This window comes from Streptomyces sp. NPDC048018 (assembly GCF_043202995.1).
Taxonomy (GTDB): domain Bacteria; phylum Actinomycetota; class Actinomycetes; order Streptomycetales; family Streptomycetaceae; genus Streptomyces.
The window spans coordinates 1-19,207 of the sequence record NZ_JBIDBK010000018.1; the positions used below are offsets into that span (position 1 = coordinate 1).

Genomic DNA, 19,207 nt, shown 5'->3' on the forward strand with positions numbered 1-19,207 from the left:
CCGGTACGACAAACTCGCCGTCCGTTACGAAGCGACAGTGCTGGTCGCAGCCATCAACGAATGGCTGTGACCAGCACTTTCGCAACAGGCCCTAGTGCTGGGCTCCGACCTGATCGGGGCCGACGAATGCGTGGTGGAGATCCAGCACGCGAGCATGTCCCCAACGAAGATCATGGGACGCGAACTGGACCACGGTCACATGGCGTGGATCTGGGACGGCCGCGCCGCCTAGGTGTATTGATCACGAGCGTTGTCGACACTGGTCTGGACTTGGACATGGCGAAGACCTCCGGTGTGGTGGGAGCTGTCTAGGAACTCACCGCACGGAGGTCTTCGTGGTCCACTGTAATGCCCGGCTGACGGTCTTCGGTAGGAGGCTGTTGGTCGAACGTGCCTGTTCGGGCCGTCCGGTCGCTCATGTGGCGGCCGAGATGGGCATCTCGCGGGCTACGGCCCACAAGTGGATCCGCCGGTGGCGGGCCGAGGGCGATGCGGGGCTGCATGACCGGCCGAGCCGGCCTCGCACGACCCCGCACCGGACCCCGGCTGCGCTCGAGGACCGCGTCGGCGGGCTGCGGCGGACCCGCAAGCTCGGGCCCGCCCGGACCGGGCCGATCCTGGGACTGCCCGCCTTCACCGTGCACCGGATCCTGACCCGCCACCGCCTGAACCGGCTGGCCTGGCTGGACCGGCCGACCGGAGTCGTGATCCGCCGCTACGAACGCGACCGGCCCGGCGAGCTGATCCACGTGGACGTGAAGAAACTCGGTCGGATCCCCGACGGCGGCGGCCACAGGACAACGGCCGCGAGGCCGGCCGCCCGGTCCGCGGCATGGGCTTCGACGACGTCCACTCCGCCGTCGACGACCACTCCCGCCTCGCCTACAGCGAGATCCACCCCGACGAGAAGGTCGCGACCTGCGCGGGCTTCCTCACCCGCGCGGCCGCCTTCTTCCACGACCATGGCATCACCCGCATCGAGCGGGTGCTGACCGACAACGCCTGGGCCTACCGCAAGGGCCTGGCCTGGAAGAACGCCCTGGCCGACCTCGGCGCCACCGGCAAACTCACCCGTCCCTACCGGCCTCAGACCAACGGCAGGGTCGAACGCTTCAAGCGCACCCTGCTCGACGAATGGGCCTACCAGCGGCCCTACACCTCAAACGACGAGCGGACCGAAGCCCTGGCAGACTTATTCGCCGGCGTGTCCGGCGAGGCCGTGCAGCAGTGCGATGGGCGGCCCCGAGCTGCCCCGGTCGCGGCAGGACAGACGGACACCCTTGCGTCCCACGGTGCGTTCGGACCAGGTTCTCCGGTGCCCCTTCGGGGCTGGTGGTGCGGTGGCGTTCATCAGAAGCGGAACATCTCCGCGAACCGGCTGAGCAAAGCGGGATCTCCTTCCAGACGCACACTGCCCTCGGAGACTGCTTCGGCAGGGGCCTTGCTGCCGCTCATCAGTTCCATGATCGCCTGGTCGGCAAGCCTTTCGATGACGAGGTCCGGAGCCGGGTGCGTGCCGATGTCGACAGCCAGTTCGCCATCGGTGACCTGCAGGCGGATGGTGAAGTCGCCCATGCGGACTTCAAAGCCGACGGTGCCGCCCTGCGCCGCTTCGGGCCGGTAGGTGGTGCGGAAGGACATGGCCACCGACTCCGCGGTGATGGCCTCGCCGGGGCGGGGCGCCGTCATCGTCCGGGCGCCCCAGCGTCCTAGCGCGATCAGCGCGGGTTCGAGATCACGTCCGTAGTCAGTGAGTTCGTAAACGACTGCGCGCGCGGGGTGGGACAACGCCCGGCGGGTCGCCAGTCCGGCCTCTTCGAGCTGCTTGAGGCGGGTCGACAGGACGTTGGTGGGAATGGCGGGCAGGCCGTTGCGCAGGTCCGTATAGCGCTGGGGCCCGCTGAGCAGGTTGCGGACGATGAGCATGGCCCACCGTTCGCCAACCATCTCCATCGCGCGGGCCAGGCCGCAGAACTGTCCGTACTCGCGAGTCGCCATGATGCACATCGTAATGCAAGGTTCTGTTGACAAAGTTCACTTGCAAAAGACAAGCTCACTTCTTGTTCGGATGTCGCAAGTTCGCCGAGGGACTCTCATGAGGAGTGATCACATGACAGCAGGACGCAAGATCGTGGCCGGACTGTTCGTCTCGCTGGACGGCGTCGTGGAAGGCCCGGAGAAGTGGGGCATGCCCTACAACACCGGTGAGGCGGCCGAGGCGGTGACACGGCTGTTCGATGATGCCGACACCGCCCTGCTGGGCCGCAGCACCTATGAGATGTGGAGCTCGTTCTTCCCGCACGTCACCAACGAGCAGGTGCCCACTGCCGACTGGCTGAACGCCGCGCCGAAGTACGTCGTCTCCTCCACTCTCACCGAGGTCGGTCAGTGGCAGAACAGCCGCCTGATCACGGGTGACGACATCGCCGGCCAGATCCGGGCCCTCAAGCAGCAGTCCGGCGGCAACATCAACGTCGGCGGCAGCATCACGCTCGTCCAGTGGCTCATGAGCAACGGCCTGCTGGACGACCTCTACCTGCAGATCGCCCCCGTCATCGCTGGCATCGGCCGTACCCTCGCCGACGGCGAGCAGATCCCGATGCACCTGGCGGCCACGCGGGCCTTCGCCAACGGCGTCATCGAAGCCCACTACACCCCCCAGCCCCGCTGACCCGCCAGACCGTTCCGTCCACCCGCGACCAGGAAAGACCTCCACGTGTCCCAGACGCTCGACGCGCCGGCCGCCGGCCTCGACGTGGCCCCGGCCCGCCCGGCACCACGGCTCCAGCTGGCCGCCGGCATCGCAGCAGGCCCGCTCTTCCTCGCCGCGGGCCTGGCCCAGGGCCTGACCCGGGACGGGTTCGACTTCACCCGCAACGCCCTGAGCCAGCTCAGCCTCGGCAGCCTCGGCTGGATCCAGGTCAGCGTCTTCCTGCTTACCGGCCTGCTGGTGATCGGCGGCGCGATCGCGATACGCCGGACACTGGGCGATGGACCCGGCGGCACCTGGGCGCCCCGGCTGCTCGGGGTGCTCGGCGCCTCGTTCCTCCTCGCCGGGGTCTTCCCCGCCGATCCGGGGGCCGGGTTCCCCGCCGGTGCCCCCGAGGGCCGGGTCGTCTCACTGAGTGCACACGGCACCGTCCACATGCTCAGCGGCACGGTCGGCTACCTCGCACTGTGCGCCGCGTGCCTCGTGTTCGCCCGGCACTTCGCCATCCGCCGTCAGCGCGGCTGGGCCCTCGTCTGCCGCCTGGTGCCGGTGGGAGTCCTCGCCGGCTTCGCGGGCTCCTCCGTCACCGTCATGGCCTTCACCGCCGGAGCGGGACTCGGCCTCCTCTGGCTCACCGCAGTGTCGGCCCGGCTTCTCACCGCCGCGCCGACAACACAGCGGTAGGCACGCCCCTGCGGCTTGCAGGTCAGGCGAAAGCAACGCGACAATCCAAGATCACTACGCACGGATAGACGGGACACTGCGACATGACTGAACCGGTGAAGGGCCCTGCCGGCTACTTCCCTTCGATCGAGAAGAAGTACGGCCGCCCGATCGCGGAGTGGAAAGACGCCATCAGGGCCTCGCCCCTGACCAAGCACATGGAACTGGTCTCCTGGCTCAAGGCCGAGCACGGTCTGGGCCACGGCCACGCCAATGCGCTCGTCGCGCACACCCTCGCCGAGGACACTGGACAGTGAACCGCGCGTAATCCCGTACAGGGGGCAGACCAGCGGCTACAGGGGGCAGACCAGCGGCTTCTCGCATGCCCCGGGTTGCGTGTGCTGTCCTGCCGGGCGGGGGCAGGGCGGCAGACGACGCGAAGTAAAGACTTCAAGCATCGGGTGCAACCAGTTGGCTGGTCGTGGCGGAATGCCTCCTCACACAGAGTTCGAGACCTTCTCGACCGGATGATGGGGATGATCGTCATGACCGCTCGTTCCGCTGGTGCGGCTCTCACCGCCGCTGTTGCCGTCGCACTGTCCGTCACCGCCGGCGCTCCCGCGTTCGCCCAGCCGCAGGCCGAGGCCGACGGGCAGGCCACGGTGTCGGTCCTGCACGCCGTGCCGGGCCTGACCGTGGACGTGTTCGCGGGGGACAAGGAACTCCTGCCGGACTTCAAGCCGGGCACGCTCACCGACCCGCTGAAGCTGGACGCCGGCTCCTACGACATCAAGGTCTTCAAGGACGGTGAGGGCCCTAAGGGCACCCCGGTGATCGAGAAGACCGTCGACGTGCCGGCCGGAGCGAACGCGACGCTGGTCGCCCACCTGACGGCGGACGGCAAGCCCGCCCTCGACGCGTTCGTCAACGACACCTCCAAGGTGCCGGCGGGCAAGGCCAGGCTGACCGTCCGCCACGTGGCAGCGGCCCCGGCGGTCGACGTCCGCGCGGGCGGAACCCCGGTGTTCAAGGGTCTGGAGAACCCCAAGGAGGCCACGGCCGAGGTGGCGGCCGGCACCGTGAACGCCGACGTCGTGCTCGCCGGCACCGACACGGTGGCGATCGGTCCGGCGAAGCTGGATCTGGCCGAGGGGAGCAACACGATCGTCTACGCCTGGGGCAGCGCGACGGACAAGAACCTCGCGCTGAAGACCCAGACGATCACCGGCATGCACTCCGCGCCGAACGGCGTGCCCGCCGGCGAGACCGGCCAGGCGGCGGGCGGGAACAGCGACGTCGCCCTGGGCGCTCTGGGCACCGGCGCGGTCCTGGCCCTGGGGGCCGGCGGGTACTTCCTGCGCCGCCGCACCGACGCCGCCTGATCCCCGGACTGCCCCGTTTCGAACACGTCATGTGGTGCGGTCATCCCGATCATCCCCGTCCATCCGGGTGACCGCACCACCCGACATCCCTCACGCCGGAAAGGCGGACCATGACCAGCACGCGCAGGATGGCACCTCGCAAGGCCCTCGGAGTGACTGCCGTACTCCTCGGTGTCCTGCTGTGCGCGGTGTTCCTCGTCCTGATCGTGCGTGAAGAGCCTGGGAGGGCCGCCGACTTCGGAAGCACTCCGGCCGGTACGGCTTCCGCCCTGCCGCCGGTGACCAGCACGCCTGCACCGCCCCCCGCACGGCCCACCAGCGCAGCGACCGGTTCGCCCTCTGCTGTCAACGCCGGCCCTTCACGCGTCTCGCCGCCGCAGAAGTTGTCGATTCCGCGCCTGGGCCTGAGTGCTCCGGTTGATCCGGTGGGTGTGGCTGAGGACGGCCAGACGGAGGTTCCGCCCGATCCCGACCGGGTCGGCTGGTACCGCTTCTCACCCGCACCCGGCTCCGACACGGGTTCTTCCGTGATCGTCGGCCATGTCGATGCCAAGGGCCGGGGCCTGGGCGTCCTCAACGCTCTGAACGAGGTCCGCCAGGGGGACCGGGTGCTGATCGGGCGCGAGGACGGCAGCACCGTGGCTTATGAGATCACCGCGCGCCGCACCGTGGGCAAGAAGGCTCTGCCCGCTTCGGATGCGTTTCGCCGGGAGGGGCGCCCGGTACTGACGCTGATCACCTGCGCCGGCCCCTACCTGCCGGACGCGGGCGGATACCAGAACAATCTGGTCGTCACTGCGGTGGAGGCAGCCAAATGACAGCAGTGTGGGGTGGGGCACGGGTGCTGGCGGCTAGTGTGGCCGCTGTGACCACCGTGACCGATGACGACCTGGGCGACGGGTTCGCCAAGGGCGACGAGTCGTGCCTGGCCGAGGCATACCGTCGCTGGGGCGCGCTCGTCTACACCGTCGCCACCCGCAAGGTCGGTGATCCGGAAGAAGCCAAGGACATCACCCAGCAGGTGTTCGTCGGTGCGTGGAACAGCCGGGGCACATTCGATGCGAGCCGCGGCTCGTTGAAGACCTGGCTGATGGGCATCACCTACAAGAAGATCGCCGACGCCCTCGACAAGCGCTCCCGCCATCTGCGCAGCATCGAGGCCGCCACCGCGGAGGCCGCCATGCCGACGCAGCCCACGCCCGTGACCGAGACCCTGCTGGACCACATGGTGCTGACCCGCGAGATGGAAGAGCTGCCCGATCAGCAGCAGCTCGTTTTGAAGATGGCCTTCTACGACGATCTGTCCCAGTCGCAGATCGCCGAGCACACGGGCCTGCCACTGGGAACGGTGAAAAGTCATACCCGGCGTGGTCTGATGCGGCTGAAGAAGCGGTTGGAGGTGGACGGTGAAGCACACCGATGAAGAAACCCTGGCGATGATGGCCCTCGGTGAGGAAACCGACCCCTGGACCTCTCTCCACCTGCACGAATGCGAGCCCTGCCGCAAGGAGTACGACAACCTCCGCCGCATCGTGACCACCATGAAAACCCCCGCCCCCGCGGAACACGACCTGCTTGCCCCACCGGACGACCTCTGGCAGGCCATCGCCGCCGAACTGCAGGTCTCTGACGGCCAGGTCCCGAGCCGCAACCCGCTCCCGGCACCCGACTCGGGCGCCGCCTCTTCGGCAGGACGGCCTCGCCTGAACGTAGGGCGACGCATGGGCCGCAACACCCTGGTCCTCGCCGCCTGCGCCGCGCTGCTCGGCGCCGCCTCCGGCAGCGCGCTGACCTGGTGGCTCACCCGCCCCCCCACACCAGCGGTCCAGGCCGTCGCCGACGGCAAACCCCTGGACTCCCTGCGCCCCTCCTCGGTCGGCTACGCCAGCCTCAAGGACACCACCCAGCGGCGCTCGCTGGAGATCACCGTCAAGGGCCTTCCCAAGACGACCGGATACTTCGAGGTCTGGCTCATGGACCGCACTCACACCAAGCTGGTCTCCATGGGAGTCCTCGGCCCCGACGGGCACGCCACCCTGCCCGTCCCCGCCACCATCGATCTGAACGAGTACCCGGTCGTGGACGTCTCCGTCCAGGCCTACAACGGCAAGCCGGACCACTCCGGCGACAGCATCGTCCGAGGCACCTACACCAGCTGAAGCCACCGCCTCCCCGTATCACCACCACCGCGAGCAGCCCGATCACCAGTACTGCAACGGTCTTTGACGTGATGGTTGGGCAGTTTCTGGTGGTGTGTGGCCACGTTGTTTGTAGTGGCTGATGCGGGCTTGGTGCTGGCGTCGGTGTCGCCAGGTCGACCAGTGCAGGACATGGCCGACCGAGGCCGGCCGGCGGTGGGTGAGGTGGTGGATCAGCCTCTTAGCTCGGGAAGCCTGAGGGGGACAAGGCCGGAGGATCCGTTTCTGCTTTATCGGCATCGAGCCCGCGGGCCCGCAGAACGGTCAGGCAGGCATGGGCGGCCATGGCCAGGGTCATGTGCCGGTGCCAGCCGGGATAACGCCGGACCTGGTAATCGTCCAGACCGCACTCGCCCTTGGCGCTCTGGAAACACTCCTCGACCGCCCACCGGGCCCCGGCGACACAGATCAGCTGGTCAAGTGTGGTGTCGGCGGGGCAGTGGGCGATGTAGTAGGAGATCTCCTGGGGCCGGCTCACGCTGCGGCGAGCAATCACCCAGTGCCGCCGGTCCTCCCGGTGCCGGGGCCGGACCTCGACTCTGGCCCAGTCGAACACGGGGCCCGTGCGAGCCGTTCCCGCAGGACCGGCGCCCCACTTCTGCCGGGGCAGATCGTCAAACAGCTCGTGGACGGGGTGGCCGATGGACCACCGGTCGACGACGGTGTCGTGGCGGGTGGTGGCCATGACGTGGAAGACAATCCGCCCGCTCCAGCTCGGTCCGCCTCGACCGCCCGGCGGACCGTGGCCCGGGCCATCGCGACCTTTTGAGGGAGCCGCGCCCTTACGCCCAGCGCCGGGGCCCGTCCTCCTTGCGCAGTCCAACGTCCCCCACACGCCGGGACCGTCGTGCGGGAGGGGAGGCGCGGCGTGGGCAGGCGTCGCCGAATGACGATCGCTTAGGTCTTGACCGTGGATGACATTGAACCGGCCTTTGACAGCAGCGTGGTCTTCCCCGGGAAGCAGCCCTGGGACGTGGTGTTCGATGCGTTGTGGGTGACTCATGGGGAGTTCTGGCTCGTCGCCGGGAGCGGTCCAGGAGCTGACATCACTTCTGCCGTCCCTGAGGGAGATGGAGTCCAAGGGAACGGAGAGGCCGTTGGCATCCCCGCCTCGGCGAGCGGACGCGTTGGTGTCGCGCTTTCCGTCTGGGCCGGTCCCGCCCCGGACGGCCAAGGCGTGACTCTTGGCGCGTCCCTGATCTCGGTCCCAGACAGAGAGCTCGCCCTGGTCAACGTCGAGGGGAGGGAGCCCGGCCCCGTGCTGGTACTTCCTGATGACGGAGACTACGAGGTGAGGGCCTGGCGGTGCCCTCCAACCGAGGAGCAGACGCTCGTTGAGCGGTACGACATCCGGGCGTGGCTGTGCCCCACGCAAAGGGACTAGTGAGGCACAGCCAGGGACGCTATTCGTCAGAGCTTGAGGACGACTCGCCGCGGCCCGCACCAGCCTCCGCCGCATGATCCGAGACCAGAGCCGTTGACACAACGACTCCGTTACCTGGAGCTTGGCCTCGTTGGACGACGACCCTGAATATGAGCGGCTCGACCGGCTCGACCGGCTCGTCGAGGTGGTCGAGCAGGGCCTGGCGACTGCCTCGGTAGCCGCGTTCCTGGATCTCCAGGAAGAGGCGGCTACCGCTGACCTGGCCGAGACTCTCGGTGAACCGGGTATTGAGGTATGGCTTGAACGGTTCCAGCACTCCTGCCGGGCGTCGTTGGTTGGCGGAGGCGAGCAACTGGTCGAGGTCAGTGTCGCGGAACCGTCGGACGGTCTTGCGGTCGAGGTGGAGACGACGGGCGATGGCGCTGATCGTCCAGCCAGCCGCAACGAGTTTCTGGACGTCGGTGTAGCGGTGCCGGGTCCGTTCGACGATCTGGGTCCGGGGTAATTCGTGGACTGGGACCTGTATGGGCGGTGGTGCCTCTCGGATGTGGCCGGTCTCCTCGTCGGCCGATTTGCGCAGGCAGGCGCGGTGCTGGTGGCAGGTCTTCTCCACTGCGGCGGCGAGGTTTTGGAGCAGGTGCCAGCGGTCGGCGACTTCCACGGCGTCGGGGGCCGCTTGCTTGATTGCCCGCGTGTAGGCCGAGGCCCGGTCTCGGCAGATGATCTCGGCGCCGGGATGGTTGCGCAGCCAGGCGGCCAAGGTCTCGGAGGTGCGGTCGGGCAGGACGTCCACGACCTGGCCGGCCTCCACGTCGACCAGGATGGTTCCGTACCTGCGGCCCTTGCGAAAGGCGAACTCGTCGACGCCGAGGACCCGCGGGGACCGTTCCGGCACCATCGGGGGCTGCAGAAGTCCCAGCAGCCGCGTCCGTCCTGTGACGAGATGCAGGCGACGGCACAGCCGTTCGCCGGCCCGGCCGCCGAGCTCGACCGCGAGTCGGCGGAGCCATGTCTTCAGCCCGAGGCTGGAGCGACGGTAGCGCTCGCTCAGGCCACTGACCTGTTCGACCAAGGTCCGCCGCCGGCACGTGGCCCGTCGCAGAAGAATCGTCGGACGCGCAGCCTGACCAGTAGCCTTCTCCCGGCCAAAGGCCGCTCGGCCAGGCGCCTCTCGTAGCAGGAATGCACCCGTCGAGCCCTGGCGTTGCATTCCGGGCATCTGGGCGGCGGACCGCACGCAGCCGCCACGACGACCAGGATGTCCGCCGTGAACTCCACACCCTCCAAACGCACGTCGACATCCGGAAACAGCACATCATCCAGCGAGTAAACCCCCACCAGCAATGGATGCCCTGCCGGAACGTTCCTTCACGCACCCCCTGACCTGGGGATTCACGGAACTGCGGTCAGAGTCTCGAATTTCCCCGGCCTCGCTCTCAACTCCTCAGATGGTCGTCTGTTGAAGCAAGTGAGGACTTCAGTGAGCAAGGAGGCGGGCGCTCGGATCGGATCACAGCGGGGGCGGGGGGCCTGGCCTGATTGCGGGTGGCAGGGTCGACGTGACTAAGCTGCGGCTTCCCGGAGTGATCACTGTTCCCTCACAGAAACGGACCCTGATGCCCGCCACCACCAACGAGCGTCTGGACCCACAGGAGATGGTCGTCCTGCACCGGGTCTTTCGCCGCGAGATACCGCTCCTGGCCGACCTGATCGAGGCTGCCGTCCCGGGCGACCGGCGGCGCACCGCTGTGCTCGCCGACCACCTTGACCTGGTCCTCGGCGCCCTGGGCGAACACCACGAGGGGGAGGACCACCTGCTGTGGCCCAAGCTGCGCAAGCGCGCCGCTCCCGGCGAGGACGTGGTCGCGCGGATGGCCGACCAGCACGAGGCCATCGCCGGCGCGCTCGCCACGGCTACCGAGTTGTCGCACCACTGGCGCACCCGGACTGACCGTGACACTGCCCTGCGCCTCGCCGGAGCCCTGCGCGTGCTCGACCGGCACGCCGCCGACCACATGGACGACGAGGAAGAACACCTCCTGCCCCTGATGGCCGACCACATCACGCCCCGCGAATGGACCGAAGTCGGTGAACGCGGACGCCGCAGCGTCCCCAAGGCCAAGCTCCTGGTCTTCCTCGGAGCGATCCTCGAGGACGCGACCGCGCAGGAACGCCGACTGTTCCTGTCACAGATGCCCGCTCCGGCCCGCGTGCTGTGGCGCACCCTCGGCACCCGGCTCTACGACCGCACCACCACCCGCGTCCGTCGGAGCGACGCTGCTGTCCCGCGGGTGTAGCACCGATCCCACGCGTGGCAGGGCGGGTTCCAGGCCCTTCCACTGCAGGCGGGGAACAGCGCGAGCAGCTCCGAGGAACACCCGAGCGTGAGGTGAGGAAATCCAGGGAGCCCCATCAACCTGCGGTCGCGCCCTTTTCAAGCCCTTGTGTTCATGAACACGCTTGCGTTCGTTGCTCGTCCTTCGGCCGGACCCGGCCCCAGCGCGGCCGATTGGAGGAGATCCGCGACAACCTCCTCGCCCGCATCGCCGAAGCCGAGAAAGAGGGTTGGCTCGGCGAAATGGAGGGCCTGCGCGTCCGCCGGCGCCGAATCCAGAATCGACCAGATCGACTCCGCGCCCGGCAGCGTGGCGATCAACCTCGGCATGTCGCGCAAGGCCCCGACGCACCCCGCGCAGAAGGAGGGAGCAGGGTCGCTGAGACAATCGCGGATGATCAGCAATGAGATCCGGTTCGATTGCCAGCACCGTGGCGACAGGGGTCCGCTCGTGGTCGTCCCTCACATCGACGGAGCACCACTCACCGAGCTGATCGATGAGTACGAGATCGCGGCCGGGATGCAGCCTGCAGGTGATGCCTACGGTGGTCTGATTCCGGAGTTCTTCCGGTTCGGCCCGATGCAGGACCACTTCCTCGGACTGTCCACCAGCGCGATGGGGCCGAAGATCCCCGTCCTCGGTTGTGAATGCGGTGAGTGGGGTGCTGGCCGCTCATGGCCCGCATCACCGCGACCGCGGATCTCGTAAACCTGGGACGCCTTCGAGCAACCCCACCGCAAGACCCGCGACTACGTGGCATTCGGTCCGTTCCAGTTCGACCGCCACCAATACGATGACGCCTTGCAGGCCCTGCGCGCGGTGATCGGCTCCGCCGCCGACGACACGAGCGCATGAACACTGCCGTCAGTCCGTCTTGCCGCACATGGAGTCCAGGGGCGGAGGCCAGCGGCGGGGGACTCGTCCTCACCCGTCGGCGACGGGCAGGTTGTGCCACCAGTGACCGCATCCGCCGGAGCAGAAGCGTTCGCGGCGCCGTTCGTCTGCGACCGCGAGGACCTCGACCAGTAGCCGGAACGCCTTGCGTCGTTCGTCGACAGGGGTGAGGCCGGCGATCTTCCCCAGTTGCTGGTCGATCGGGCCGCAGGTGATCAAGACCGCCGGGGTGTGCGTCGGGCGCAGCCCGGCACGTCGGATGCTCTCCGGTCCGTCTTCGGTGACGGCGCGCGCCTGCACGCAGTGGTGGCGCAGGAACAGGAGTATCTCGGCCTGCTCCTCCGGGCTGTGGGTGTCGAACCACTCGATGCCCTGTGACATCGGGCGCAGTCCTTGGGCGAGTTCGTTGAGGATGATGTCCCGCTCGGTCATGATCAGCTCCCGCAGGCCAGCGAGGAGAAGAACTCAGCGGTCTCGTCGACGAAATCGCACAGTTGCTGCACGTCCTGCCGGCAGTCATGCGGGTCGAGAGCCGCCAGGGCCCGGACTTCGAGCCATCGGTCCCAGGGACCGGCCGGGGCAAGGAACCGTGTCGTGTACTCGGAGCCGAGAAACTCATCGAGGTACAGAAGCGTCCCAAGGACGACTGCCTGGTCGTAGTCGAGGTCGGGACGCGACAAGTAGTGATCAAGGTATGCGCTGAGCAGTTCGGCATCCGCTGCAGTGCCGAACTTCGCAAGGGCGACGCAGTATGCCGCGCCCGCATACGGCCCCTCGCTGGCCAGCAGGAGCCGGCCTATGAGCTCGCGGAACTCGGACCTGTGGGCCACAGCAACCAGCCAGGCGGCAGTCTTGCGCTCGCGCCATCCACCCTCGAAGAGGACGCCGAGCTCCGCCGGAGTGATTTCGTACGCAGCCTGAGCCAGAACCCGCACAAACGCGGAGCGCTCGACCGGGCTCAACCGGAAAACGCTCCCGCCCAACCGAAGGTATCGCCGATCAGGCGTGACGAACCGCCGAACCAGATCCTGCAACTCGGGATCGCTCTGGACATCACGCATAGCCGCATCCTGGCCCGGGACGGTACTCATGTGCCACAGGTTTGCCGACTGCCTCAACGGACCCGTCGACGGTCGCGTAATTCCCCAGGGCTGCGGTCACGTAATTCCCCAGGCCCTGGCCTGACTCACTCGTCCAAGATCGTGTTGCCTGACGGCAGGTGAGCCACGACGAGGGCGGCGGCTTCCTCTGGTGTCGCTGCTTCGCCGAGGAGGGTGGAGTAGGCGGAGGTGTAGACCTTGTAGGGCGGTCCGCCGCAGACGATGTAAGGCAGGTCGTCGTGGTCCCCGTCCCATGGCGGGGCAGATCGCAGGAACTTCAACGTGCCGTGGCTCGGCCACGGGTAGAAGCCGCGGAGTTTCGGCTGGGCGTGCGCGGCTTCGACCACCAATGGATCCCCTTGCCGGGTTCCCGGGGTTCGTTGCAGTAGCTGGCGCCAGGCAGTCGGAATGTCAGGAGCTTCAGGCATGGGCCGATCTTCCAAGATCGCGGGGCTTCGAACAAGTGGCATTGCCCGCAGCCCCACGTCGTCAGACTGGTCCTATTCGGTCGGCGGCTTGGCGGGCTTGTCGGTGGGGTTCTTAGACGGTGTCTCACGTGGTGATCTTGGCGAGCTTCTTGTAGCAGGTCATGACTGCCGCGAGCCCGAGGAAGGCAAGGAAGTGGCTGCCCTTGCGTTCGTAGCGGATGGTCAGGCGGCGATACCCGAAAAGCCAGGAGATCGATCGCTCGATCTTCCATCGGTGCCTGCCGAGGCGTTCGGAGGACTTCACGCACGGTCGGGCGATCCGTGGAGTGATGTGGCGTTCGCGCAGCCACGCCAGGTTGCCGGCGGAGTGGTACGCCTTGTCGGCCCGGACCTTGTCGGGACGTCGCCGGCGAGGGCCGCGGCGCGAGCGGACGGCCGGGATCCCGAGGATGAGCGGGCGAAGCGCTTGGACGTCGTTGACGTTTGCGGCGGACACCCCGATGACCCCGGGCAGTCCCTGCGCGTCGGTCAGAACGTGCAGTTTGCTGCCCGCTTTGCCTCGGTCGACCGGATTCGGTCCCGTCAGGGGACCCCCTTCTTCGCGCGCACCCAGGCGACATCGGCGATCACGGAGCAGTCGAGTCCGCCACGGGCTCCGATCTCGTCCAGCACCACGCGGTGCAGCCGACGCCACACTCCGGAGGCGGTCCAGACGGAGAACCTCCGGTGAGCCGTCGCCGGCGATACCCCGAATGTCGGTGGCAGATACCGCCATGCGCACCCCCTGGCCAGCACGTACACGACGGCCGTGAACACGGCACGTTGGTCGATCGGTGCGGTGCCACCGCCCTGCGGGCCGCGAGCGGAAGGGCGGCAGTACCGGCTCGACCATGGCCCATAGATCATCCGGCACGAGCCGCTGCGACAGATCCCCACCCATGAACGATCATGATGCCGCTGCCGGCCACCCCGGCCACCCCGGCCACCCCGGCGACGGCCGGTGGAGCGTTGGGCGGGTTGCCCCGTCACCTCAGAATGGGCGCATGGCACCTCTTTCCATCGACCCGCGACCGTTGAACGCCGACGAGCGCGCAGTACTTGAACACATCCTGTCGGCGGAGTTCGTCGGCTCGTCGCAACTGCGGAGTCAGCTGGACCGCACCGAGGCGATCGCCGTCTGGGGGCCCGATTCCGTCAGCGTCGATCTGCAGGTCCGGGAACCGTGCGAGCACGCAGCACTGGCGACAGAGCTCGTGCCCGTCGACGCGCACGTCCATAGCCTGTCCGGCGCCTACGTTGGCGAGATCCTCGTATGGACGGACCGCGGAGCCACGCTCGCGGCCCTGGAGTTCGCCTGGGTCACCGACGAGATGCCCACGTCTCTCCCGGCCGTCGTGGACGGCCACCTGAGCTGGCCGTCCACGACGGCTGTGCCCGTCCGCACCACCTATGGCTCCGCAGCGGACGAGATCGCCACGTGAGACACCGTCTTAGACCGTGTCCTATGTGGTGAGGCGGACGAGTCGCTTGTAGCAGCAGATGGCTGCGGCGAGACCGAGGAAGGCCAGGTAGTTGCGGGGATGGCGTTCGTAGCGGTGGTTCAGGGCCTGGCTGTCGTGGACGTTGGCCGCGGTGACACCGACGACGAGGGGCAGTCCGTTCGCGTCCGACAGGACGTGCATCTTGGAACCCGGCTTGCCCCGGTCCACGGGGCTCGGACCGGTGAGTTCGCCCCCTTTTTCGCCCGCACGTGGGCGGAGTCGAGGACGGCGCGGGACAGGTCGAGCAGGTCGGCGTCGTCGAGGCGGTGCAAGATCTCCTCGTGCAGCCGGCCCCACACCCCGGCCCGTGACCAGATCAGGAACCGGCGATGGGCGGTGGACTTCGATATCCCGAAGCAGGGTGGCAAGGCCCGCCAGGCGCAGCCGCTGACCAGGACGTAGATGATCGCGGCGAACAGCGTCTCATCAGGCGTGTCCTGCGTTCCGCCACCGTGCGGCCGCACCTTCGACGGTGGGATCAGCGGCTTCGCAATCTCCCACAGTCCGTCTGGAACAATCCAACTCCACGTGCCCCGCCCTATGACGTCCTCAACGACTGCCTCACCACATAGGACACGGTCTTAGAGAGCCAAATAGAGTTGCGGGTGGAGTACCGCCGTCCGGCTGGTCCTGGTCGTCGCCTCGTCGGCGCAGGGCCGTGTGTCCTCGAGGCCAAGAGCCAAGGGGCCCGCAGTACAGCTCGGAATGCCGGGAGCCAGGGACACCGAGATCTGCACCGACATCCGCAAGAACGAGAACGCGCCCCGCATCGTGGCGACCCTCGCTGACTGAGCCCGCATCCTGGTGACGGCAGCACCTTCCCGACCGCGGACCACCTCGCCGCTAAGCCGGACCCGCCCCTGCCACCCGGAGCTCGGGCTCCTCGATCCGCGGCAAACAGCCCTCCAGACAAGGAAGCAAGCAGCTCAAACGAGCCTTCTCTCTCCGCATTCGCCGCCCTGGGTGACTCATCCCGGGCCTACTACGACACGAAGATCACCCAGGGAAAGCACCACACCCCGGCCCTGCTCTTCCTTGCCAGCCGACGAGCCAATGTCCTCTTCACCATGCTCCGCGACGGAACCTTCTACGAACCCCAGCCATCGGCCGTAGTCACCTGACCAGCGGGTCTGCGAGGACAACGACTCGATCGGCCTCGACGTCGAAGCCAAGCACCGGATGGCCATCGTCGCCTTCCGGGTCCATCAGCACCGGCTCGCCCAGCCGCTCCGATCTCCCGAAGGAACCCGCAGAACACAACAAGTCGCGCCTGGTCCTGCAACTCCCGCAGGTCGACATCGAAGTCGACTTCATCGGCAGCATGGAAACGGAAGATCGCCAGCACATCGGGCGCCGGCCAGACCCGCAGGTCCGGGCACTCGGCATCCGCCGGACGGGACAGCACGGCCTCCGCCCGGGGCACCGGAAGCACTGTTCCTCCCTCGGAGTACTGGCACTTCCAGCCCTTCTCCGCGACCAGATCAAGGACCGCCTGCCAGCCCTCCACCGAGGCATCCGGGACACGCACATCCGGCAACGACCCCATCAAGTCAAGGTCGAAGAAGCACTTCACGTCATCCCACAGCAGATCAGCCACCCCGCCATGCTGCCCCGGCCCACCGAGACCCGACGCACCCCCGTTTTCCTTGACCAAAGACATAGGGGCACCACCCCCCACCGGCCACTCCTCCATCCCTGCCCCCTCTTCGTTCAGAGCGCGATCGTGGCAACGCCGGTGCGCTCGTGTGGGTCATGGCGTGGTGGAGGACGTTCGGGACGGGTGGTGGCGTGCGCTGGTGACGATGAGTGAGACGTTTTGCCCGCCGAAGCCGAAGGAGTTGCTGAGTACGGCCTCTTGGGGGACGTCTCGTCGATCTGTGACGACATCGAGGTCGATGTCGGGACCGATGCCTGCAGTGGTGAGGTTGCGGGTCGGCGGGATGACACCGTGCTCCACGCTGAGGACGGCGATGAGCGCTTCGATAGCGCCGGCGGCGCCGAAGAGATGGCCGAGCGCCGCCTTGGGGGCTGTCACGGTGGCACGGCCGAAGACTTTCCCGATCGCGTGCCCCTCGGCGACGTCGCCGAGGGGGGTTCCGGTGGCATGGGCGTTGATGTGGCTGATCTGCTCGGGAGCCAAGCCGGCTTGGGCGAGGGCCTTGCGCATGGCGGAGATCTGGCCGGAGCCGTCGGCAGCGGGGGCCGTGATGTGGTGAGCGTCGGCGGCGATGCCCGCGCCCGCGAGTGCCGCGTGGACGCGCGCGCCTCGGGCGCTGGCGTGCTCGGCGCTTTCGAGCACCACGACAGCCGCGCCTTCACTGAGGACGAATCCGCTGCGGTCCGCGGCGAACGGCCGGGAGGCTGAGGCGGGTTCGGCGGTGTAGCGCGACAATGCCTGTGCCTGGACGAAGCCGGCGACCGTGATCGGGGTGATCGCGGCCTCGGTTCCGCCCGCGATGACGACGTCCGCCTCGCCGGCACGGATGAGCCTGGCCCCCAGGGCGATCGCCTCGGCGCCGGAGGAGCACGCCGAGACGGGCGTGTAGACCCCGGCCCGCGCGCCGTATTCGATGCTGATCAGCGCTGCCGCCGCGTTGGGCATGAGCATCGGGACCGTGCGTGGCGAGACACGCCGTGTCCCGGCCGACTCCAGTAGGTCGTCTTGCTTGAGCAGCGTGCCGACGCCACCGATGCCCGTGCCGATCGCTGATGCGAGCCGGTCCGGATCCACTTCGGGGGCGCCGGCATCGGCCCAGGCTTCGGCCGCCGCAGCGAGGGCTGCCTGCTGTGAGCGGTCGAGCCGCCTGGCCTGCACCGGCAGCAGCAGCGTGGCGGGGTCGATCGCCATGGCGCCCCCGACGATGTCGGGAAGGCCGGTGTCCTCGTGGTCCGGCAGGACGCCGCCGCGGATGCCGGACTCCCCGGCCAGCAGGGCGTCCCAGGTGGACTCCACGTCTCCACCGAGTGGCGTGATCGCGCCGAGTCCGGTCACGACGACTTCAGTCCCATGCATGCCCTTGGGCCTTTCTTGTATGCGATACAAGCGAATGAAGCCTTGTTGTATCACATACAATCAGGGCGTGGAAAAGAAGCGAACCGAAGGACGATCAACGTCGGCCCGGTCGCGGGACCGCGGTCGCGCGACGAGACGCCGGCTGATCGAGGCGACCGCACGGCTCTGCCGTGAGCGGCCCGGCGCCGAGGTCAGCGTCGCGGAGATCGCGGACGCGGCAGGCGCCTTCCCCAACCAGGTCACCTACTACTTCGGCTCCAAGGACTCGCTACTCGTGCACGCCGCCTTTCTCGGCTTGCTGCACGACGCCCGACGGATCGAGCGCATCGGCCGCCAGGCCCCCGACGCGGCGGCCTTCCGACGCAACATCGCCCGCGCCGTACTGGCGATGCCCTCGCTCCCATCGGTCGCGCGAGCACTCGCCGCCGGGATCTCCAAACCGGAACTCGCCCCCGTGGTCGACCGGCACCTCCAGCTGCTGTTCCGGCAATCCGAACGGTTCATGAGCCAGATCGTCGACAGTCGCGGCTGGGGAACCCGTCGACCGCTCAGCGTGGAGACGAGGACGTTCTGGAGCACGGCGCTCGGCGCAGTGCTGCTCGTTCGCGCCGGGGCACACGGCACCGTCGCCGACCTCGACCTCGCCGGAGCACTGACCCTCCATGACGAGCCCAAGAACGGCTAGGTCGGTTCGTTTCGATCACTTTCACTGACCGAGGGCTGTCGTTGACGGTGTCGCTGCGAATCACCGCATCAGCGCTCTGTCTCGGCCTTCGGCGTCCTGCCGGCCTGGTGCGGCTCGTGGTGCCGTTGACGAACACCCCTCCGGGGGCATCGGCCCTACAAACGTCGGGCCCTTGGTCCTGAATCCCGCCCCTCCCCTGCGGCGGGTGCGCCCGGACCGGGTCCGGGCGCACCTCGCGCGTGCATGTCGGAGCCCGTGGCGTCCGACTACGCCGACGCCTCGGCCCCTGCGCTGGGGGCGAACCCGCTGCCCTGATCGGCGAACACCTTGATCGCGGCGCCCAGGAACTCCACCAGCCGCGGGTCGTAGGAATCGTGGAACGCTCTCATGGCCTCGTCCTCGGCGTAGAAGAGCGACATGCCGACGTAAGCCTCCCTGGAGGGAACATAGAACCGGCAGACGACGTCGAAGTGCCTGCGCACGAGCTCCTGGACCTGCTCGTCCCCGGGAAGACAGCCGCCGTCCAAGAAAACCGTGATCTCCCGGTACAGCACGTCCCAGTCCTGGTGGACCCGCTCCCTGTCCACATGCTCCCAGCCGTTGGTCTCGGCAAGGCTCCTCGCCTGCTCCTCGGCCAACGCACGGCGACACTCATCCTCGTAACTGTTCCCCACTCCACCACTCCCCATCGTTTCCTCACCTCTCCGGGACATCCCCAAGAGGCCGCCCGGCACATCGACACCGACGGATCGCCGATGATCAACTCCTGGGCCAGGCCGAAACATGGCATACAGTCACAAGGCTGGCAAAACATTATCTTTGGAGGAGGGGCTTGGCCGGCACCGGGCCCGATCCACGACGGCCAGTCGAGCG

At 68.0% G+C, this 19,207-nt stretch carries 22 protein-coding genes and 6 pseudogenes; 15 read left to right on the forward strand and 13 right to left on the reverse strand.

Translation table 11 applies throughout. The features are described 5' to 3' along the window. The first annotated feature begins 94 nt into the window (after positions 1–94). Together ACGF1Z_RS34410 and ACGF1Z_RS34415 are read left to right on the forward strand one after the other, a co-directional pair. Positions 95–232 carry a hypothetical protein gene (locus ACGF1Z_RS34410; RefSeq protein WP_393010396.1) on the forward strand — a complete coding sequence of 46 codons (138 nt, stop codon included), beginning with the start codon at positions 95–97 and terminating at the stop codon, positions 230–232. Between the two features lie 103 nt (positions 233–335). Next, positions 336–1,192 (forward strand): annotated as a pseudogene (locus ACGF1Z_RS34415) (IS481 family transposase); the annotation flags it as partial. 158 nt (positions 1,193–1,350) lie between these two features. On the opposite strand, the gene ACGF1Z_RS34420 reads toward ACGF1Z_RS34415, so the two are convergent. After that, a complete protein-coding gene (locus tag ACGF1Z_RS34420; RefSeq protein ID WP_393010398.1) occupies positions 1,351–1,998 on the reverse strand; it encodes a winged helix-turn-helix transcriptional regulator in 648 nt (215 codons plus the stop codon). Positions 1,999–2,110: 112 nt separating this feature from the next. On the opposite strand from ACGF1Z_RS34420, the gene ACGF1Z_RS34425 reads away from it, so the two are divergent. From ACGF1Z_RS34425 to ACGF1Z_RS34455, 7 genes are all read left to right on the forward strand, one after another. Continuing rightward, positions 2,111–2,671: a dihydrofolate reductase family protein gene (locus ACGF1Z_RS34425; RefSeq protein WP_393010400.1), complete on the forward strand. Its 561-nt coding sequence runs from the start codon at positions 2,111–2,113 to the stop codon at positions 2,669–2,671. Between the two features lie 45 nt (positions 2,672–2,716). Beyond that, positions 2,717–3,394: a DUF998 domain-containing protein gene (locus ACGF1Z_RS34430; RefSeq protein WP_393010402.1), complete on the forward strand. Its 678-nt coding sequence runs from the start codon at positions 2,717–2,719 to the stop codon at positions 3,392–3,394. A gap of 83 nt (positions 3,395–3,477) precedes the next feature. Continuing rightward, entirely contained in the window at positions 3,478–3,690 is a 213-nt protein-coding gene (locus ACGF1Z_RS34435; protein ID WP_393010404.1) for a DUF4287 domain-containing protein, read from the forward strand. 228 nt (positions 3,691–3,918) lie between these two features. Then, positions 3,919–4,755 (forward strand): DUF4397 domain-containing protein, encoded by an 837-nt coding sequence (locus ACGF1Z_RS34440; RefSeq protein ID WP_393010406.1) that lies wholly within the window; start codon positions 3,919–3,921, stop codon positions 4,753–4,755. A gap of 110 nt (positions 4,756–4,865) precedes the next feature. Next, positions 4,866–5,573: a class F sortase gene (locus ACGF1Z_RS34445; protein ID WP_393010408.1), complete on the forward strand. Its 708-nt coding sequence runs from the start codon at positions 4,866–4,868 to the stop codon at positions 5,571–5,573. 47 nt (positions 5,574–5,620) lie between these two features. Continuing rightward, positions 5,621–6,178: an RNA polymerase sigma factor gene (locus tag ACGF1Z_RS34450; RefSeq protein ID WP_393010410.1), complete on the forward strand. Its 558-nt coding sequence runs from the start codon at positions 5,621–5,623 to the stop codon at positions 6,176–6,178. Beyond that, positions 6,162–6,914, forward strand: coding sequence for an anti-sigma factor domain-containing protein (locus ACGF1Z_RS34455; RefSeq protein ID WP_393010412.1), 753 nt, complete (start codon positions 6,162–6,164; stop codon positions 6,912–6,914). Before ACGF1Z_RS34450 ends, ACGF1Z_RS34455 begins: the two co-directional genes overlap by 17 nt. Before the next feature lie 220 nt (positions 6,915–7,134). Here ACGF1Z_RS34455 and ACGF1Z_RS34460 read toward each other — a convergent pair. Further along, positions 7,135–7,675 (reverse strand): annotated as a pseudogene (locus ACGF1Z_RS34460) (IS701 family transposase); the annotation flags it as partial. 188 nt (positions 7,676–7,863) lie between these two features. Between ACGF1Z_RS34460 and ACGF1Z_RS34465 the strand changes: the two are divergent. Then, positions 7,864–8,337: a hypothetical protein gene (locus ACGF1Z_RS34465; RefSeq protein WP_393010414.1), complete on the forward strand. Its 474-nt coding sequence runs from the start codon at positions 7,864–7,866 to the stop codon at positions 8,335–8,337. 19 nt (positions 8,338–8,356) lie between these two features. On the opposite strand, the gene ACGF1Z_RS34470 is transcribed toward ACGF1Z_RS34465, so the two are convergent. Both ACGF1Z_RS34470 and ACGF1Z_RS34475 read right to left on the reverse strand, forming a co-directional pair. Beyond that, positions 8,357–9,409, reverse strand: a complete 1,053-nt coding sequence (locus tag ACGF1Z_RS34470; RefSeq protein ID WP_393010417.1) for a transposase — start codon at positions 9,407–9,409, stop codon at positions 8,357–8,359. Further along, entirely contained in the window at positions 9,385–9,675 is a 291-nt protein-coding gene (locus ACGF1Z_RS34475) for a transposase family protein (protein ID WP_393010419.1), read from the reverse strand. The genes ACGF1Z_RS34470 and ACGF1Z_RS34475 overlap by 25 nt, the downstream gene beginning before the upstream one ends. A 278-nt stretch (positions 9,676–9,953) precedes the next feature. Here ACGF1Z_RS34475 and ACGF1Z_RS34480 point away from each other — a divergent pair, with 278 nt between their 5' ends. Then, positions 9,954–10,634: a hemerythrin domain-containing protein gene (locus ACGF1Z_RS34480; protein WP_393010421.1), complete on the forward strand. Its 681-nt coding sequence runs from the start codon at positions 9,954–9,956 to the stop codon at positions 10,632–10,634. Positions 10,635–10,771: 137 nt separating this feature from the next. Here ACGF1Z_RS34480 and ACGF1Z_RS34485 read toward each other — a convergent pair whose 3' ends face one another. Continuing rightward, on the reverse strand, positions 10,772–10,993 hold the full coding sequence (locus ACGF1Z_RS34485) for a hypothetical protein (RefSeq protein WP_393010423.1): 222 nt from the start codon (positions 10,991–10,993) through the stop codon (positions 10,772–10,774). Between ACGF1Z_RS34485 and ACGF1Z_RS34490 the strand changes: the two genes are divergently transcribed. Then, positions 10,983–11,381, forward strand: a complete 399-nt coding sequence (locus ACGF1Z_RS34490; protein WP_393010425.1) for a hypothetical protein — start codon at positions 10,983–10,985, stop codon at positions 11,379–11,381. The two genes, ACGF1Z_RS34485 and ACGF1Z_RS34490, sit on opposite strands and share 11 nt — an antisense overlap. 216 nt (positions 11,382–11,597) lie before the next feature. Here the strand turns inward: ACGF1Z_RS34490 and ACGF1Z_RS34495 are convergent, their stop codons facing one another. The 4 genes and pseudogenes from ACGF1Z_RS34495 to ACGF1Z_RS34510 form a co-directional block, all read right to left on the reverse strand. Continuing rightward, positions 11,598–11,999, reverse strand: coding sequence for a DUF5958 family protein (locus ACGF1Z_RS34495; protein ID WP_108999122.1), 402 nt, complete (start codon positions 11,997–11,999; stop codon positions 11,598–11,600). Between the two features lie 2 nt (positions 12,000–12,001). After that, a complete protein-coding gene (locus ACGF1Z_RS34500) occupies positions 12,002–12,628 on the reverse strand; it encodes a DUF6000 family protein (RefSeq protein WP_393010427.1) in 627 nt (208 codons plus the stop codon). 125 nt (positions 12,629–12,753) lie between these two features. Further along, entirely contained in the window at positions 12,754–13,137 is a 384-nt protein-coding gene (locus ACGF1Z_RS34505) for a DUF6193 family natural product biosynthesis protein (protein ID WP_393010478.1), read from the reverse strand. Between the two features lie 82 nt (positions 13,138–13,219). After that, positions 13,220–14,035: pseudogene (locus tag ACGF1Z_RS34510) on the reverse strand (IS5 family transposase). A 103-nt stretch (positions 14,036–14,138) separates the two neighbouring features. Between ACGF1Z_RS34510 and ACGF1Z_RS34515 the strand changes: the two are divergent. After that, complete coding sequence (locus ACGF1Z_RS34515; RefSeq protein WP_393010429.1) at positions 14,139–14,576, forward strand: hypothetical protein; 438 nt, start codon at positions 14,139–14,141, stop codon at positions 14,574–14,576. A 21-nt stretch (positions 14,577–14,597) separates the two neighbouring features. Here ACGF1Z_RS34515 and ACGF1Z_RS34520 read toward each other — a convergent pair. Beyond that, positions 14,598–15,178: pseudogene (locus ACGF1Z_RS34520) on the reverse strand (IS5 family transposase). Between the two features lie 267 nt (positions 15,179–15,445). Between ACGF1Z_RS34520 and ACGF1Z_RS34525 the strand changes: the two are divergent. Further along, positions 15,446–15,757 (forward strand): annotated as a pseudogene (locus ACGF1Z_RS34525) (transposase); the annotation flags it as partial. Here ACGF1Z_RS34525 and ACGF1Z_RS34530 read toward each other — a convergent pair. Both ACGF1Z_RS34530 and ACGF1Z_RS34535 read right to left on the reverse strand, forming a co-directional pair. After that, positions 15,750–16,233 (reverse strand): annotated as a pseudogene (locus ACGF1Z_RS34530) (hypothetical protein). The pseudogenes ACGF1Z_RS34525 and ACGF1Z_RS34530 overlap by 8 nt on opposite strands. Before the next feature lie 153 nt (positions 16,234–16,386). Then, entirely contained in the window at positions 16,387–17,649 is a 1,263-nt protein-coding gene (locus ACGF1Z_RS34535) for a beta-ketoacyl-[acyl-carrier-protein] synthase family protein (RefSeq protein WP_393010431.1), read from the reverse strand. Positions 17,650–17,716: 67 nt separating this feature from the next. Between ACGF1Z_RS34535 and ACGF1Z_RS34540 the strand changes: the two genes are divergently transcribed. After that, complete coding sequence (locus ACGF1Z_RS34540) at positions 17,717–18,334, forward strand: TetR/AcrR family transcriptional regulator C-terminal domain-containing protein (protein ID WP_393010433.1); 618 nt, start codon at positions 17,717–17,719, stop codon at positions 18,332–18,334. A gap of 266 nt (positions 18,335–18,600) precedes the next feature. Here ACGF1Z_RS34540 and ACGF1Z_RS34545 read toward each other — a convergent pair whose 3' ends face one another. Further along, complete coding sequence (locus ACGF1Z_RS34545) at positions 18,601–19,008, reverse strand: TipAS antibiotic-recognition domain-containing protein (RefSeq protein ID WP_393010435.1); 408 nt, start codon at positions 19,006–19,008, stop codon at positions 18,601–18,603. Positions 19,009–19,207 lie beyond the last annotated feature (199 nt).

Excerpts from the sequence above, each read along its gene's own strand:
- ACGF1Z_RS34420 (WP_393010398.1), bottom strand. The coding sequence starts at position 1,998 with ATGGCGACTCGCGAGTACGGACAGTTCTGCGGCCTGGCCCGCGCGATG.
- ACGF1Z_RS34425 (WP_393010400.1), top strand. The coding sequence starts at position 2,111 with ATGACAGCAGGACGCAAGATCGTGGCCGGACTGTTCGTCTCGCTGGAC.
- ACGF1Z_RS34435 (WP_393010404.1), top strand. The coding sequence starts at position 3,478 with ATGACTGAACCGGTGAAGGGCCCTGCCGGCTACTTCCCTTCGATCGAG.
- ACGF1Z_RS34440 (WP_393010406.1), top strand. The coding sequence starts at position 3,919 with ATGACCGCTCGTTCCGCTGGTGCGGCTCTCACCGCCGCTGTTGCCGTC.
- ACGF1Z_RS34445 (WP_393010408.1), top strand. The coding sequence starts at position 4,866 with ATGACCAGCACGCGCAGGATGGCACCTCGCAAGGCCCTCGGAGTGACT.
- ACGF1Z_RS34480 (WP_393010421.1), top strand. The coding sequence starts at position 9,954 with ATGCCCGCCACCACCAACGAGCGTCTGGACCCACAGGAGATGGTCGTC.
- ACGF1Z_RS34495 (WP_108999122.1), bottom strand. The coding sequence starts at position 11,999 with ATGACCGAGCGGGACATCATCCTCAACGAACTCGCCCAAGGACTGCGC.
- ACGF1Z_RS34500 (WP_393010427.1), bottom strand. The coding sequence starts at position 12,628 with ATGCGTGATGTCCAGAGCGATCCCGAGTTGCAGGATCTGGTTCGGCGG.
- ACGF1Z_RS34505 (WP_393010478.1), bottom strand. The coding sequence starts at position 13,137 with ATGCCACTTGTTCGAAGCCCCGCGATCTTGGAAGATCGGCCCATGCCT.
- ACGF1Z_RS34515 (WP_393010429.1), top strand. The coding sequence starts at position 14,139 with ATGGCACCTCTTTCCATCGACCCGCGACCGTTGAACGCCGACGAGCGC.
- ACGF1Z_RS34535 (WP_393010431.1), bottom strand. The coding sequence starts at position 17,649 with ATGCATGGGACTGAAGTCGTCGTGACCGGACTCGGCGCGATCACGCCA.